This window comes from Aquimarina besae (genome assembly GCF_042434905.1).
In the GTDB taxonomy this organism is placed as follows: Bacteria; Bacteroidota; Bacteroidia; order Flavobacteriales; family Flavobacteriaceae; genus Aquimarina.
This window is the reverse complement of record NZ_CP170199.1, coordinates 4,635,929-4,651,471: the sequence shown is the minus strand read 5'-3', so window position 1 is coordinate 4,651,471 and position 15,543 is coordinate 4,635,929. Positions and strand designations below refer to the sequence as shown.

The following is a 15,543-nucleotide window of genomic DNA, read 5'->3' as shown; positions in this document are numbered from 1 at the left end:
TTTAGTCTATTAATGCATTTATTCTAATCCATAATTCATTATCAAAACTTGAGGGTCCCAACAAAGCTTCACCAGTATCGCCTCCCATTCTAACAATTACCAAATTTTGACTAGGAACTACGTATAGTTTTTGATCATCTTTGCCCAGGCCGGCAATAAGATCATCCGGACCATCCGGCATTAATTCTCCAGAGAATTCAGTTTCGAAAGCTGGTGCTCTAAAACTTGATTTACCATTTAACCACCATAAATATCCGTAAGATTGATTCAGGTTTTGCGAAGTAGTGGTCATTTCGGTAAAGTAGTTTTGATCTGTAAGGATTTCAGTGGTATCCCATGTTCCTTTATTGAGGTTTAGGAGACCAAAACGAGCCATACTTCGGGCTGTGCTGTAGTAAATGTTTGCATATCCAAGACTCACCCAAGTGCCATTCATTCCAATTCTATCCTTTAGTTTGGTGTCAAAATAAGTACTGTAATCTGTATTAACGGCTCCAGCTACGATATCTGTTAGTATCGTATACGCTGCATTATGATAATACCAAAAATCACCTGCTTCGTTAAGATACGTTAGACAGTCAAAATCAGTGCAATTTTGATTCGATACGTTGTAATTTAGACCAGTAGTCATCGTTAAATGGTTTCTCACAGTGATTGCTTGTTCTTGATTGTTGGTAATATCTGCCCATTGTGTTCCTAAATATATTGCAGAAGGTTCGTTGATATTCAATAGACCTTCTTGTTGCGCTATGCCTACAGTAAATGCAGTTAACGTCTTTCCGGCAGAGTACCAAGGATTGTTGTCTGAAGCTGAGCCTCCATTAAAATATTTTTCAATGACAATTTTTCCATTTTTGAGGATTATAAAAGCTTTGGTGTCTTTTTCCTCAAGAAAATTATAAAGAGGTGCTGCTGCATCAGCATTCCATCCCAAATCAGCAATTGTTATGGTTTCCCATTCCTCAGAATTTATAGGCGGGAAATACATGCTGTTTTGATCAGGATTCGGTTCTTCAATAAAAAGTTCATTAGAGTCATCAGAACAGGAAAAGATAAGACCAAGAATTAGGAATACAAGAGGAGTCATTTTGTTTTTCATATGTTGGGGTTTACATAGATTAAGACTATGCAATATACAAAAGGTTTAAAAGACTTATTTCTTAAAGCCTAGAGTTATTGGTAATTATATGCTAAACTTTAGTTATTCATTGTATCTTTGCAAACCTTTATTCAGAAGATATGAGAACAAAGACTTTAAAGAAGAATAAGATCAATGTGGTTACATTGGGATGTAGTAAGAACGTATATGATAGTGAGGTTCTTATGGGGCAACTGAAGGCCAATAACAAAGAAGTGGTACATGAAGAAGAAGGAAATGTTGTGGTCATTAATACCTGTGGTTTTATTGCAAATGCCAAAGAAGAATCTGTAAATACTATTTTGGAGTATGTGCAGAAAAAAGATCAGGGTATTGTGGATAAGGTTTTTGTTACAGGATGTTTATCGGAAAGATATAAACCGGATTTGCAAAAGGAAATTCCAGATGTGGATCAATATTTTGGAACTACAGAACTTCCTGGATTACTGAAGGCTTTGGGAGCAGATTATAAACACGAACTCATTGGAGAAAGATTAACGACGACTCCAAAGAATTATGCTTATTTAAAAATAGCTGAAGGTTGTGATCGTCCTTGTTCTTTTTGCGCGATTCCTTTAATGCGTGGTAAGCATAAGTCAACTCCAATTGAAGAGTTGGTTACAGAGGCAGAAAAGTTAGCTGCTGACGGAGTAAAAGAATTAGTTTTAATTGCTCAGGATCTCACATATTATGGTTTAGATCTTTATAAAGAAAGAAAATTGGCAGATTTACTTCGGGAATTGGTAAAGGTTGACGGAATAGAATGGATACGTTTGCATTATGCATTTCCTACAGGATTTCCGATGGAAGTACTAGAAGTAATGAGGCAAGAGCCTAAAATTTGTAATTATATCGATATCCCATTGCAACATATTGCAGATCCAATTTTAAAATCGATGCGTCGCGGCACCACCAAGGCTAAAACGACTAAACTTCTCAAGGAGTTTAGAGCGGCGGTACCAGAAATGGCAATTCGTACCACATTAATTGTTGGATATCCGGGTGAGACACAAGAGGATTTTGAAACATTAAGAGATTGGGTAAAAGAAATGCGTTTCGAACGCTTGGGATGTTTTACGTATTCTCACGAGGAGAACACACATGCTTACAATTTGGAAGACGATGTGCCAGAGGAGGTAAAAATGGATCGTGCTAACGAGATTATGGAGATACAGTCACAAATCTCCTGGGAATTAAACCAACAGAAAATAGGGCAGGAGTTTAAAGTAGTGATTGATCGTAAAGAAGGGCCTCATTTTGTAGGTAGAACAGAGTTTGATTCCCCCGATGTGGACAATGAAGTACTTATAGATGCGTCTAAATTTTATCTAAAAACTGGAGAATATACTACTGTGAAAATATATGAAGCCGAAGATTTTGATCTGTACGGAGAGGTTGTCTAATTTTCCGTAATAGGTTTATAATCACCATCAAATACTATTTTCCAGGTTTTACCCTGATCGGTACTTTGTGACCATATTTGTCTAACCGTATTATCAGTATTTTTTTGCCAAGATATTTTATTGGATAGTGATCCTTTTTTAGTAGTGATATTATTTTGAAGAATCATCTTTCCATCCACAAGGTTTCCCTGAATATGTAATGTTAGTCCAGAGTTATCTACCCAAAATTGTTCCCATTGATCAGTTCTTGGGTTGTATTTGTTTAAGCTAGTTCCGTGATATTTGGATGTGGTAGCGTGATAGGTTTCTTTGATAACTTTGTTGTCAATAATAGCTTCAATTGTGCTTTTACCAACAATAGTATCGGTTCCGTGTTTATAGACATTCCATTCTCCAATCCAAAAATCAAATTCCGAGTATTTATGATCCTTATTTTTTTGAGCTGACACATTGTTGATCACCAAAAGTAATAGCAAAAAAGGTATGCCGAATTTAATCATTTATGATATGGTTTTAGGATTGTCTAATACTTAAAGATAAAAAAATCGAGGATTATAGTTAATCCTCGATTTTGCTGCGTCTTACTCTTCTAGATTTTTTGGCTAATTCTATATATAAGAGAACATTATGTCATTATTTTATTATGGGGACAAAGTTTTATGTTAAACGCATTTTTTTTCATTTAATTTTATTCGGGCGCAAAAGTATTCAAAAAAGGGATACGAAAACTCAATTTTTGAGCTAGTATCTTTGCATTTTTTTAATCAACAAGAAGATAACGTTACCATTTTCGTAATGTCTAAAAGACAGGGGTTGAGAGATTAATAGGATAATAGAAAAATGAGTTGTCTGAATGTATTATTTTTTGATTTTTATTGAAAGATATTCAATGCTTTTTTTCTTCAAAAAACATCAAACTTAACAATTTAATAACATTAGAGTTTTAAGATCAATCTTAGCTGTTTTATCCTTGATAATAAATAAAAATAGTTGATGAAAAAGCAATAAGCGGGTTTTGGTTTCTTGCTAGTTCTATTGATGATATATTTGGGGTATACAAAAAAAGGCTTGAGTTTTTAACCTCAAACCTCTATTTCCATAGTTTGTTAGACTGACTAAATAGTTTCAAACAACTTACTAAAAGGCTTACGAACTTTTTTGTTGTGCTGCGTTGCATCTTCTTCTGAGCGATATCCGATGGTAGCGATCACTGCAGCAGATAGTCCTTTTTCTGATAGTCCTAAAATTTCATCATATCCTTCGGGTTCAAAACCTTCCATCGGACAAGCGTCAATCTGCAATTCTGCGCAGGCTGCCAGCAGATTCCCTAATCCTATGTATGTTTGTTTTGCTGTCCAGGCTTTTGTGGTTTCATCAGAAAGCGTAGTAACTTTAGATTTCATAAAATCACCATAACCTTTTAAATCATCAAAATTCAATTCTTGTATGCCTGCTTTTAATTTTAGATAGTCATCGATCACGTGTTCATCTACTTTTGTATAATTACAAAATACAATCAATTGAGAGGCATCTACGATTTGAGATTGGCCCCAGGATTTTGGTTGTAATCTTTTTCGAATTTCTGGATCTTCTATAATTAAAACTTTATAAGCTTGTAATCCATAAGATGAGGCAGATAAAGAAATTGCTTTTTTGATTTTTTCCAGATCGGATTCAGATATCTTCTTTGCTGAATCAAATTTTTTGGTAGCGTAACGCCATTCCAGATTTTTTAATAGTTGCATTTGTGTATAATTTTATTGTGTTATCGGAACCTCCATTAATAATATCTTGGAAGACTCATTTGAGGTAAGTTTAATTTGCTCAACATCCCAGATACCTAATCCATCTCTTTTTTCCAGAACTTTGTCTTCGATAGAAATGCTACCTTCTAATACAAAAGCATAAACACCATTTTTTTTATCCTTTAACGTATAGGTTTGTGTGTTTTGGGATTCTAGTTTTCCGAGATGAAACCAAGCATCCTGATGAATCCAAACACCATCATCATCTGTATTAGGAGATAGAATTTGATACAGATTGTTTTCTAAGTTTTCCTCATCAATACTGATCTGGTCATATCTGGGGGCTACATTTTTTTTATTTGGTGTTACCCAAATTTGTAAAAACTTAACTTCTTTATCGGTGTTTTTATTAAACTCACTGTGAAAAACACCGGTTCCTGCACTCATAACTTGTATATCTCCTTGTTTGATAACCGTGATGTTACCCATACTATCTTTATGTTCTAAATCTCCTTCTAGAGGGATAGATACAATTTCCATGTTATCATGAGGGTGTTTACCAAACCCCATTCCCGCAGAAACTGTATCATCGTTCAGCACTCTTAAGGCTCCAAAACTCATTCTTTCAGGATTGTAGTAATTTCCAAAACTAAAAGAATGGTATGAGTTTAACCATCCAAAATTAGCAGTTCCCCTGCTATCTGATGTGTGCAATATAGTTTTCATAATATTCCTTTCTTTATAATTGAATACAAAGTTCTGGGTTTATATTACGATCTGAAATATGAGAATACGGAAGAATATTGTAAAAATCCGATCCTTATGGCTTTTGCTTAAAATGAGAGGGTGGATAGCCGGTGCACTTTTTAAAAAAATTACTGAAATTAGCTGGTTCAGTAAACCCTAACTCATATCCAATTTCTTTAGTAGTTTTATCTGAAAAGCTTAAAAGTCTTTTTGCGGCCACAATAATTCTGGATTGTAAATACTCTTTGGCGGTTTTTCCGATAAGTGATTTGATGGTTCTATTGAGATGATCCGGTGTAACATGTAATGCTTCTGCATACTGTTGTACCTTATGCCAATCTGAGAAATGTTCTTCGACTAAATTTTTATATTCCTTTAGGATAACAGAACCTACATGGAGCTGTTGGGGATCTTTTGGGTGAATATCACAAATGTTATTACTATAAATCAGGAATAGCTTTAATAAGGCTCCGATTGCTTCCATTTTAAACTTGGAATCGGAGTAATAGGTATCAAAAATCTGAGAACTATATGCATTCAATTGTTTTAATTGAAGTTCATTTAAAGCAAGAGGAGGAGTATGACCATAATCTTGGAATAAGCTGATATCTTCAATGAAACGATAATCGATATTGTTTTTTGCAAGAAATTGTGGGGAAAATGTAATCACCCATCCATAGGACTTTTGTTCTTCTTTAATTTGATGCACCTGTCCGGGACTAAGAAAAAAGACTTGGTGATCCTGAAGCGCAAATTCATTAAAATCAATAATATGGGTTCCTTTTGCTTCAGAAACTAATAGTATGATATAAAAATCGTGACGGTGAGGTGTGTCGACTACACCACCGGTTTTATCATAAATGTCTTCCATTTTTTTGATGTCAAAAACGATTTGGTTTTCTGTTTCATCTATTAATTTATATGTTTTTATGGAAGCCATATGTTGATTGTAAGCAGTTCTATTTTTTTTGGTTTAATATACGATCTATCTTACAACTTTTTGTAATCATAAGAATGGTTAAGTTTTAGTTTATAGATATTATATTTTGATCGTATGCTGATAAGAATACAATAAAAAAGGGAAAGCCTAAAATGGCTTTCCCTTTTTATTTATTGTTACACTCTCTTTATGAATCTAATTTATATTCAAAAAAAAAGAGGCTTGTGAGTCTTTACTGATTACCGTCTAACACAAGTTCACCATCTGTGTTATCATCTTCATTGTTGTTATCGTTATTCTCTTCATTGACAACTTGGCTTTCGATAGTTTCGTTTTCACAAGATACGAATGCAGTAGCTAATACTAATACTAATAAAAATGTAATTTTTTTCATTGTTTTTGTTTTATGATTTTTGTTTTATTTTGAGGTATTATATTCTTAGTCTCCTAATCCATGATTTTCCTCTTCGTGGATATGTATGATTGTTGGTTTGTCAGTTTCTTCACTTATCGTTTCTTCTTCAATAGAAGATTTTTCACAAGATGCAAGTACAAGTACTAGCATAAAAAGAAATGGGATTTTTTTGATCATCTTAATAAAAATTATAAATGTTTTTAATCTGGTTTTTCAAAACCGGGCGCAAATGTATTCAAAAAACTGATCCAAAATCATAAAATTATCTTAACACCCCTTTGAGTATAGGCGTTTTGAAGGAAAATGCAATGGTTAGTTCTTAAAGAAAAAGAGAAAAAAATTAATATTTAATACTGTATGGAAATGAATCTATAAAATATGTGTAATTTTTAGATGTTTGTATTAAGAATGTAATAAAAATCAAAAAAGGCATTAATTAACAATATGGTAACATTAGGCTTTTAAAATCGGTTTAGATTAAATATTTTTTAATAAAAATATATTTTTTATGAAAAATGTTTAATAAAATATGAAAGTAAAATGCATTTTTTACAGGTAAATCATCTTCTTTTTAAGTAGTTCTTATTCCCAAAATTTATAAAGGTGATTTGTTTACAGAGTTCAGTCTCATATTTTATAGAAGATTTTTAATTTCTATCGTGATATTGCATTAAATTATTCTAAAATTTTAATCATCTCTCTTTCAATACCAGCTTCAAAAGGGTGGATACTAGATTTTAATAGGTCCAAGGTGGTATAATTGTCTCCATATACATTCGGTAGCATAACGATCAGCACCTTTATCGATCAAGAAATACGTCATTTCGGGAAGATTTATCGGTGTTTTTTGTCTCCATATTTCTACTCCATTGCTGGCAGTGTAATTCAATAACGTTGCTCGATGACCATATTTTGACCTTTTTGTAATTATCGAAGGATTAATTTCGATTCGTTTTTTAATTCTTCTAAATTCCCATCGATGAGAAAGTTGACAGCTTTTTCAAAATCGTGATCATATCGATCCTGTAGTTGTTCTATCACATCCCAACTCTTAAAACCATATTCACTAGCAATAGTTGTTTTACAATCTTCCATTGTTAGATTAAGTGCTTTTAATTCATCTATAGCTCTACCCAAATAATTCGGATGATAATTATTTATTTCCTGAAAAATGAAATCGTGATTTTCTTTAATACCTATCAACATTCTCTCTGTGAATTTAGATAAGTGGTCTTTTATTAAAGGGTATTGATCCGTTTGATAAAGAAGATCACCATAAAAAGAAGTTAGCGTCATAATTTTTTTTAGTTTAAAACTCTATCATTCTTTATGTGATCTATTCTTCTATTCTACTAATTCTTATCATAAAACTGTGGGTTGTGTGCCAGAAACAATAATGCCATGTTCACTTAGCGTAGAAACTTTTTTCGGGTTATTGGTTAGCATGCAAATAGAAGCTACACCTAATTCGTTTAAAATTTTTGCAGCAGGAGAAAAATCTCTTGCATCTTTTTTAAATCCTGCTGCTTCATATGATTCAGCTTGTGATAAACCACTTTTTTTGTATTGAATACTTTTAAGCAGTGCATAATGACCGTTAGATTTACCTTCCTGATCGAGCCAAATGATAATTCCTTTGCCTTTTTTCTGTATAAGTTGTTGAGAAATTTCCATCTGTTCTTTGCAGTCACACTCTATGCTGTTAAAATGATGTGCAAAGATGCAGGAAGAATGTACTCTGCATAATACGTTTTCTTCATCATCTATATCTCCCATAACCAGGGCAAAAGATTCTTTCTGACCATCGTAAAATAAAATTTCACGATACTCTCCAAATTTGGTTTTTAGATTAGTTTCGGCTAGTTTAACGATCATTTTACTATGTGTTTTAGTTTTTATTAGGACTCGAATCGTTAAGAATAATAAGCTTTTGCCAGATTTTTCGGCTTAAACCGGTAGTGAGTGCCTCTATATCATTCACAGCGCGAACCACTGATTCATCCGGTAAGCTTTGGGAGTATAACGCAGCTACTTTGCTAACAAGTGCTGTAGCTTCAGAACAATAGTCTAGATATCTCTGGAGTTCGAACCTGGTGAAAGTTCTTTTTGGAGAATTTTCTGTTGCAGATTCGGGTAAATCGGTTAGATTAGGATCTTTGGTTAATTGATGCATATCAATTACGTGAGCAATCACTCTTAGTTCATTAAGGGCTTTTAGAGCGCGCTTTGTTTTTAATCGGGTTTCTAAAGATACCAAAAAGAAAATCGCAGCTCCTATTAAAATTATATCATTAAATATTGCTTCAGAGATAGAAACAATATTAGCAAGTGTAGTGTTTTTGATTTGTAAATCTACATAGGTAATACTGTAAATCAATCCACCTAATCCAATAAGTATTACCAGATACGCGAAAATCCTTAAGGACAGATTTGGTTTGGAGATCCAATCAATATTCTGCTTACTTGCTCGGGCAGTTTGTACAAAATCATGGCATACTTTTTTGAGACCAGAATCAGGAAATCTATCATCAATACGCTTTTCTAAAAGTGCGATAGTATGAATGATTTTTTCGGGATCCAGACGGGCGATTGTACTCATACTTTTACTTAGGAGAGGAGTCTTTTTCTGTAACAGGAAATCCGCGATCTTTCATGAGTGCTTCGATTTTAGCATCACGTCCTCGAAATAATCTGTAAGCTTCTGCAGGATCCATAGCATTTCTGGGAGCAAAAAGATATTTAACCAGTTTAGCAGCTAATTCTTTATCATAGAATCCATCAGGAGCTTGGGTAAACGCTTCTGCCGCATCAGATGTAAGGACATCTGCCCACATATATCCATAATAAGCAGTAGCGTAACCTTCTCCAGAAAATACGTGACCAAAATGTGGGGAACGATGACGCATGACCAATTCTTTTGGCATATTCAATGCTGCCAAGGTTTCTTTTTCAAATGCATCTACATCAATATTTGTTGGGTCTGCTAAATGAAATTTCATATCCATCAGTGCCGAGGCTAAATACTCTGTAGTAGCAAATCCTTGATTAAAAGTAGCTGCTTTTTTGATTTTATCAACCAATGATTTGGGAATAGGTTCTCCAGTTTTATAATGAACCAAATAATTGTCTATTACTTTATCTGTAGATAACCAGCGTTCTAACAACTGAGATTGGAACTCCGTATAATCACGAACACCACCATTAAGCGTTGGATATCTAACTTCTGATGAGAAGAAATGTAGTGCGTGACCGAACTCATGGAAAAATGTTTCTGCATCATCCCAGGAAACTAATACGGATTCTCCCGGAGCCGGTTTTACAAAGTTAGAGTTATTAGATGCCAACACGGTTTTTTTACCATTAAAAGTGGTGTGACTTCTATAAGGGGTTGCCCATGCACCAGAACGTTTACCTGTGCGGGCAAATGGATCCAAGTACCATAATCCAATATGATCTCCCGAGGTTTTGTCGTTTACTTCCCAGACTTTTACATCTTCGTGAAATACAGGAACGGTTCCTTCTGCTACCGGAGTGAATTTATAGTTAAACAATTCTCCAGCCACAAAAAACATGGCTTCTCTTAATTTGTCTAATTGCAGGTATTGCTTTACTTCATCAGAGTCTAGATCATACTTTTTCTTTCTTACTTTTTCTGCATAGTATCTGTAATCCCAAGGTTCAATAGTGATATTGTCTTTATTTGCATTGGCTACAGCTTGCATATCGGCTACTTCTTCTTTTACTCTGGCAATAGCAGCTGGCCAAACAGCATTCATTAACTTCATAGCGTTCTCAGGGTTCTTGGCCATTCGGTTTTGTAATCGCCAATCCGCATAATTATCATATCCTAATAATGCTACACGTTCTTTTCTTAACTTTAGAATTTTAGCAATGTTCTCATTATTATCTTTATCATCTCCGTTATCACCTCTGGAATAATAATTTTTCCAGACTTTTTCTCTCAGTTCTCTTTCTGTAGAATATTTTAAAAACGGATCCATTGAAGATCTTGTGTTTGTAACAGCATACATACCCTCTTTTCCTCTATCCGCTGCGGCTTTGGCATAAGCTTTTATTAATGGTTCGGATAAACCACCTAGTTGATCTTTTGTAAGATAGGTGACATATCCTTCTTCATCAGCTAAAACATTATTAGAAAAAGCAGTGTAAAGTTCAGAGAGCTCTTTATTTATTTCTGCATAACGTTTCTTTTTTTTTGCGTCTAATTCTGCACCATCCATCGCAAATTGCTCATAGGTCAATTGTACTACACGCTGCTGATCTGCTTCCAAAGGTTGTTTCTGAGCGTTATCGTATACCGTTTTTATTCTCTGGAATAAGGCTTTATTCTGAGATATTTTAGAGCGAAAATCAGATAATTTCGGTGCCATTTCTTTCTGAATCTCTCTAAATTCTTGGGATGACATATTGCTACTTAAAATACCATAGTAGGTAAACACTCTATTGAGTTCTTCTCCTGATTTCTCTAAAGGAAGAATAGTGTTTTCAAAGGTTGGGGTTTCGGGATTCTGGGTAATGGCATCGATGTCAGCTAGGTTTAATTCCATACCTTTTTCTAGAGCAGGTTTAATGTCTGCAATGTTCATCTTGTCAAAAGCTGGAATACCTCCGTAAGGTCCTGTCCATTCTGCCAACAAAACATTTGAAATTTCTTCTTTCTGATTTGAATCTTCCACGGTTTCTTTCTTTTTATTACAACTTGTCATAACAATTATTGAACAAATCGCTATAGTTTGGAGCGTTTTTGAGATGTGTCGTATATTCATCCTGTTTGTGTATTTGAGTTTCTGAATGTTTTTAAATGACTCAATTTCTGTGAGTAGAACACCGGCAAAAACCTCCAACTAAATCCTAAACTTATTATTATTAGTAAGGAAAATTGCGTTTACAAAAAACAGTTTTCCATTTTCCCAAAAAGATCTAAATAAGGGGTTGTCTACCATGTAAATGACACTTCCATCACCCATTCTGGCCTCACCAAAGACCAATGAGTTTTTTAGACCCTCAAGAGCATCTTTACCAGAAAAACCGGATACGCTTGTTGGTTCTTGCATATAAACAACATTATATCCATCGTTTAAAAATTTATATGAACTACTCCCCAGTTTCAAGCTAAAATAGGTATCTTCATATCCAAAAGCTAAAGGATGCGAAGTATCTACTTTTGTTTTGTAAATACTTCCGGTAATGAAATTTTTAACCTGCTCGCGCTCACGTTTATCATAAGGAATAAGATTACCTATAGAATCCTTTTTCTCTTCTTTTGGTTTATTACTTTTAAGGTCAAACCCATCTTTATTGGCAAAGGTGTTCACGGCATTTGCAATTGCGATGACTTTTCCTCCGTTTCGAATCCAGGTCTTCAGTTTATCTAATGTGTTCTTATCAAAATACCCTCCGTAATAACCGTTGGGGAGAATTAATACATCGTACTTATTCAAATCAGTTCTTTTGAAGTAATCCGTATCTATAGAAGTGATTGGGTATCCGAGTTGCTGTTCAAAGAAATGCCAGATTTCTCCGTAACTTAGAGATGAGGTATAGTTTCCTTTTAACACTGCGATACGTTGATTATTGATTAGCTTCACATCTGGAGATCCAAAATCTACGCCATTTGATGCAAAACTGGTAGCTGTTGTGTAGATTTTTCGATGATGCTTATTTGCAAGGTCTATGACAATTTTATCATAATCTTTGATTTTTCTATTGTCACTTTTGGTAATAATTAAACTCCCTTTTTTAAATTTTGTACCGTTATTACTAAAATCTTTTTCACTAAAACGAACTCTAATTTTATTCTTTAACAGATCCGCAAGAAACTGAGCATCATTCAAACTGTTCCATTGGGCAATATATCCTGCACCTGTTGCACTAGCGGTGTTATTGATTTGATTTGTTTTTTTTGCTCCGTTGGCGGCGATTAACTTAGTCGAAGCAATGGCATCTAATCCATATGCGTGTGGAATGCTCCAAGCGGTGATATCATAGGTAAGAGGTTCACTTAGTTTAGCATCCGGTTCGAATAATACTTTTACCATTTTACCCTTTGGTTGATCCGTGCTTACAACCAAAGCTCCTTTTCCATTTATGTTACCTTGCTTATTCTCTCTAAAGTTAAAACCGGATATTTTCTCAATATTGGCATATCCATATGTAATCTCGTGTTTGTCGAGAAGTTTGGTTAACGCATCAATTTTATCTGCTTCGCCGTTCAACACGTAGCTCTTGTATTTTAGCCCGGAGTTATTAAAGAATTTTTTGAATTCATTATTAAGTTTTGTTGCATTTTTAGATGAAATTTCGACCGTAGATAATCCCGTAGTCGTATGATGTTCCAATCTGTCTTTAAGAGTAAGTACATAACCTTCGTCAGTCTGGATACCTAATCCTGCTCGACCATGTCCGGCTTGCTCATAGGTCATACCAATGGCTCCCATAAAAGTAGGATAGGTGTCTCCATAACTTGGATATAAGAGGTCAAAACGTTCTTTTGTAAAAAATAACCAACCTTCTGCATCAAAATATTTGGCGTGGTTTTTACCAATTTGAGTCTGAAAATCTCGTTGCCAGGGTGTTATAATTTCGTGAAAAGGCTCTGCAGCAGGTGCAAAATAATAAGGTTCATTAATACCTTGTTCATGAAAATCTACGTGAATGTGCGGCATCCATTTATTATAAGCCGTTAAGCGGCTGTAGGATTCTACCTGTGTTGCCCAAGCCCAATCTCTATTTAAATCAAAAAGGTAATGGTTGGGTCTTCCACCCGGCCATGGCTCGTTATGCTCTGTTGCATTTTGGTCCGTATTATAAGGTGTAGCTTTGGTTTGATTATACCAATTAGCATAGCGATCTCTACCGTCAGGATTCACACAGGGATCCATAATTACAACGGTGTTTTGTAAACAGTCTTTTTTGGTGGTAATAAGCTCATATATTGTTTTCATAGAAGCTTCGGTACTAGAAGCTTCGTTTCCGTGAACGTTATAACTTAGCCATACAATTGCTGTTTGCGGAGTGCTGTTTCCTTTGATAATACCTGTGTTTTTAAGATGATCAAGACGAATATTTTCAATGTTTTTTTGATTCTCTGCACTGGTCACGATGGCATAGGTAAGAGGCCTTCTTTCATTGGTTTTTCCGTAGGTGTGATAGGTAACTAATTCAGAATTAGCGGCTATATGATTAAAATAATTAACCACATCTGCATGTCGCGTAAATTGACTACCTAATTCATATCCTAAAAATGCTGATGGCGATTGGATATCATTTTGTGAAAACGCATATGTTGAAGTAACAACGAAGAGTGTTAAGAGAATTTTTTTCATTGATGAGTTTTTAATTTTGGTAAAATAGCGCGTTAAATTTAGGATATAAATGGTATTAACTAAATTTTAGGATTTGGGATTATAGATATTTATGAATTTAGGAAACTAAATAATGTAGACTCCAGTTTTCTTGAATATTAAAAAAAATATAAAAAAAGTAATGCAATCACAATCCGCCGTATATTTATCGATCTAAAAAGACCTTTCTATGCCTAGTGAGCGTATTCCGTTTAGAGAAACGAATTACTTTTCATCTTTTATTTGCGATTATTTAAAAGAAAAACCAGCCCTAAAAGAATTTTATCATAGATTCCCGAAACTTGATAATTTTAAAGATCAACTCCAGGAAAAGCAACAATCTTTTCCTCCAGAAAACCGTCTGGTATTGAAAACTTCTTTGTCTTCTCAATATAGAAATGTCAATATTTCTGAAGCTACCCAAAAGAATCTAGATCTTTTGGATAAGGATACCACATTTACCATCACAACCGGACATCAGTTGAATCTATTTACAGGGCCGTTATACTTTTTGTATAAAATAGTTTCTACGATCAATCTCACTAGCATACTAAAAGAAAAAAATCCAGAATATGATTTTGTTCCCATATATTGGATGGCAACGGAGGATCACGATTTTGACGAGATCAACTATTTTAATTTTAAAGGAAAAAAGATACAATGGAATCGCAAAGGTGGTGGCGCAGTAGGAGTTTTTGATACCGAAGGATTAGACAAAGTTTTTGAGATATTTTCTTCGGAAATTGGGTCGGGACGAAATGCGGAACGATTAAAATCTCTTTTTGAAGAAGCGTATTTGAAAAATAATAAATTGGCTGATGCTACCAGATACTTAGCAAATGAGTTGTTTAAAGGATATGGTTTGGTGGTTGTAGATGGGGATGATAAAGAACTGAAAAGTCTTTTTATTCCATATGTAAAGAAGGAATTAGAAGAACAGGTTTCTTATAACAGTGTATTGCCAAAAGCAGAAAAATTAGATGCAAAAGGATATAAGGTACAAGTCAATCCCAGAGAAATTAATTTATTTTATCTGTCTGAAGGATCTAGAGAACGTATCATAGAAAAGGAGGGAAGTTATTTTGTAAACGATACTGAAATTGTTTGGAGAAAGAGTGAGATATTAAAAGAACTCTCTGAGTTCCCGGAGCGGTTTAGTCCTAATGTGATGATGAGGCCATTGTATCAAGAGGTAATTTTACCAAATCTTTGTTACATCGGTGGCGGAGGAGAGTTGGCATATTGGTTAGAATTAAAGGATTATTTTGAGGCTGTCTCGGTTCCCTTTCCAATATTATTACTGCGTAATTCGGTTTTAATTCAGACCAAAAAGCAATCAGATAAAATAAAGAAATTAAATGTTTCTGACGCAGAGTTATTTCTAAAGCAGCACGAGTTGATCAATCGAAAAGTACGACAGATATCTAATATTGATATTAATTTTGATTCTCAGCGTGAACATCTCAAAGAACAGTTTAAAGGAATGTATGAATTGGCTGAAAAAACAGATGTTACTTTTGTAAACGCCGTCAAAGCTCAAGAGATAAAGCAACTCAAGGGTTTAGATATGTTAGAAAAACGATTGCTTAAGGCACAAAGAATAAAGCTCAGTGATCACGTAAAACGTCTTACTAAAATCCAAAATGAACTATTTCCTAATCAAAGTTTACAGGAACGCTATATTAATTACTCTGAAATGTATTTGGAATACGGAGAAAACCTGATTCCAGAGTTAATTAAACAGTTGGATCCTTTATGTGGAGAGTTTATTGTATTAAAGCAGTAAATTAT

15 protein-coding genes are annotated in these 15,543 nt (G+C 34.3%); 2 read left to right on the top strand and 13 right to left on the bottom strand.

Annotated features, from left to right (window positions below; genetic code table 11):
• Nucleotide 1: 1 nt before the first annotated feature.
• Nucleotides 2-1,099: a serine hydrolase domain-containing protein gene (locus ACE94K_RS20570; RefSeq protein WP_378176920.1), complete on the bottom strand. Its 1,098-nt coding sequence runs from the start codon at nt 1,097-1,099 to the stop codon at nt 2-4.
• Nucleotides 1,100-1,239: 140 nt separating this feature from the next.
• On the opposite strand from ACE94K_RS20570, the gene rimO reads away from it, so the two are divergent.
• Entirely contained in the window at nt 1,240-2,541 is a 1,302-nt protein-coding gene (rimO, locus tag ACE94K_RS20565; protein WP_378176917.1) for a 30S ribosomal protein S12 methylthiotransferase RimO, read from the top strand.
• Here the strand turns inward: rimO and ACE94K_RS20560 are convergent.
• The 12 genes from ACE94K_RS20560 to ACE94K_RS20505 all read right to left on the bottom strand — a co-directional run bounded on the left by ACE94K_RS20560 (nt 2,538) and on the right by ACE94K_RS20505 (nt 13,734).
• Nucleotides 2,538-3,041: a hypothetical protein gene (locus ACE94K_RS20560; protein ID WP_378176915.1), complete on the bottom strand. Its 504-nt coding sequence runs from the start codon at nt 3,039-3,041 to the stop codon at nt 2,538-2,540. The two genes, rimO and ACE94K_RS20560, sit on opposite strands and share 4 nt — an antisense overlap.
• Nucleotides 3,042-3,656: 615 nt before the next feature.
• Complete coding sequence (locus ACE94K_RS20555) at nt 3,657-4,286, bottom strand: NAD(P)H-dependent oxidoreductase (protein WP_378176912.1); 630 nt, start codon at nt 4,284-4,286, stop codon at nt 3,657-3,659.
• Nucleotides 4,287-4,298: 12 nt separating this feature from the next.
• Entirely contained in the window at nt 4,299-5,012 is a 714-nt protein-coding gene (locus ACE94K_RS20550; protein ID WP_378176909.1) for a pirin family protein, read from the bottom strand.
• A gap of 94 nt (nt 5,013-5,106) precedes the next feature.
• Nucleotides 5,107-5,973: an AraC family transcriptional regulator gene (locus ACE94K_RS20545; RefSeq protein ID WP_378176907.1), complete on the bottom strand. Its 867-nt coding sequence runs from the start codon at nt 5,971-5,973 to the stop codon at nt 5,107-5,109.
• A gap of 232 nt (nt 5,974-6,205) precedes the next feature.
• Entirely contained in the window at nt 6,206-6,367 is a 162-nt protein-coding gene (locus tag ACE94K_RS20540) for a hypothetical protein (protein WP_378176905.1), read from the bottom strand.
• Between the two features lie 45 nt (nt 6,368-6,412).
• A complete protein-coding gene (locus ACE94K_RS20535; RefSeq protein ID WP_378176903.1) occupies nt 6,413-6,538 on the bottom strand; it encodes a hypothetical protein in 126 nt (41 codons plus the stop codon).
• Between the two features lie 580 nt (nt 6,539-7,118).
• Entirely contained in the window at nt 7,119-7,277 is a 159-nt protein-coding gene (locus tag ACE94K_RS20530) for a hypothetical protein (RefSeq protein ID WP_378176901.1), read from the bottom strand.
• A gap of 38 nt (nt 7,278-7,315) precedes the next feature.
• Complete coding sequence (locus ACE94K_RS20525) at nt 7,316-7,684, bottom strand: hypothetical protein (RefSeq protein ID WP_378176899.1); 369 nt, start codon at nt 7,682-7,684, stop codon at nt 7,316-7,318.
• 66 nt (nt 7,685-7,750) lie between these two features.
• The gene (locus ACE94K_RS20520) at nt 7,751-8,263 is read right to left on the bottom strand and encodes a GTP cyclohydrolase (RefSeq protein WP_378176897.1); all 513 of its coding nucleotides are present in this window, start codon (nt 8,261-8,263) and stop codon (nt 7,751-7,753) included.
• Between the two features lie 13 nt (nt 8,264-8,276).
• Complete coding sequence (locus ACE94K_RS20515; protein WP_378176895.1) at nt 8,277-8,987, bottom strand: hypothetical protein; 711 nt, start codon at nt 8,985-8,987, stop codon at nt 8,277-8,279.
• Between the two features lie 4 nt (nt 8,988-8,991).
• Nucleotides 8,992-11,115: a M3 family metallopeptidase gene (locus tag ACE94K_RS20510; RefSeq protein ID WP_378184338.1), complete on the bottom strand. Its 2,124-nt coding sequence runs from the start codon at nt 11,113-11,115 to the stop codon at nt 8,992-8,994.
• 138 nt (nt 11,116-11,253) lie between these two features.
• Nucleotides 11,254-13,734, bottom strand: coding sequence for a M14 family metallopeptidase (locus ACE94K_RS20505; protein ID WP_378176893.1), 2,481 nt, complete (start codon nt 13,732-13,734; stop codon nt 11,254-11,256).
• Nucleotides 13,735-13,942: 208 nt separating this feature from the next.
• On the opposite strand from ACE94K_RS20505, the gene bshC reads away from it, so the two are divergent.
• Complete coding sequence (gene bshC / locus ACE94K_RS20500; RefSeq protein WP_378176891.1) at nt 13,943-15,538, top strand: bacillithiol biosynthesis cysteine-adding enzyme BshC; 1,596 nt, start codon at nt 13,943-13,945, stop codon at nt 15,536-15,538.
• Nucleotides 15,539-15,543 lie beyond the last annotated feature (5 nt).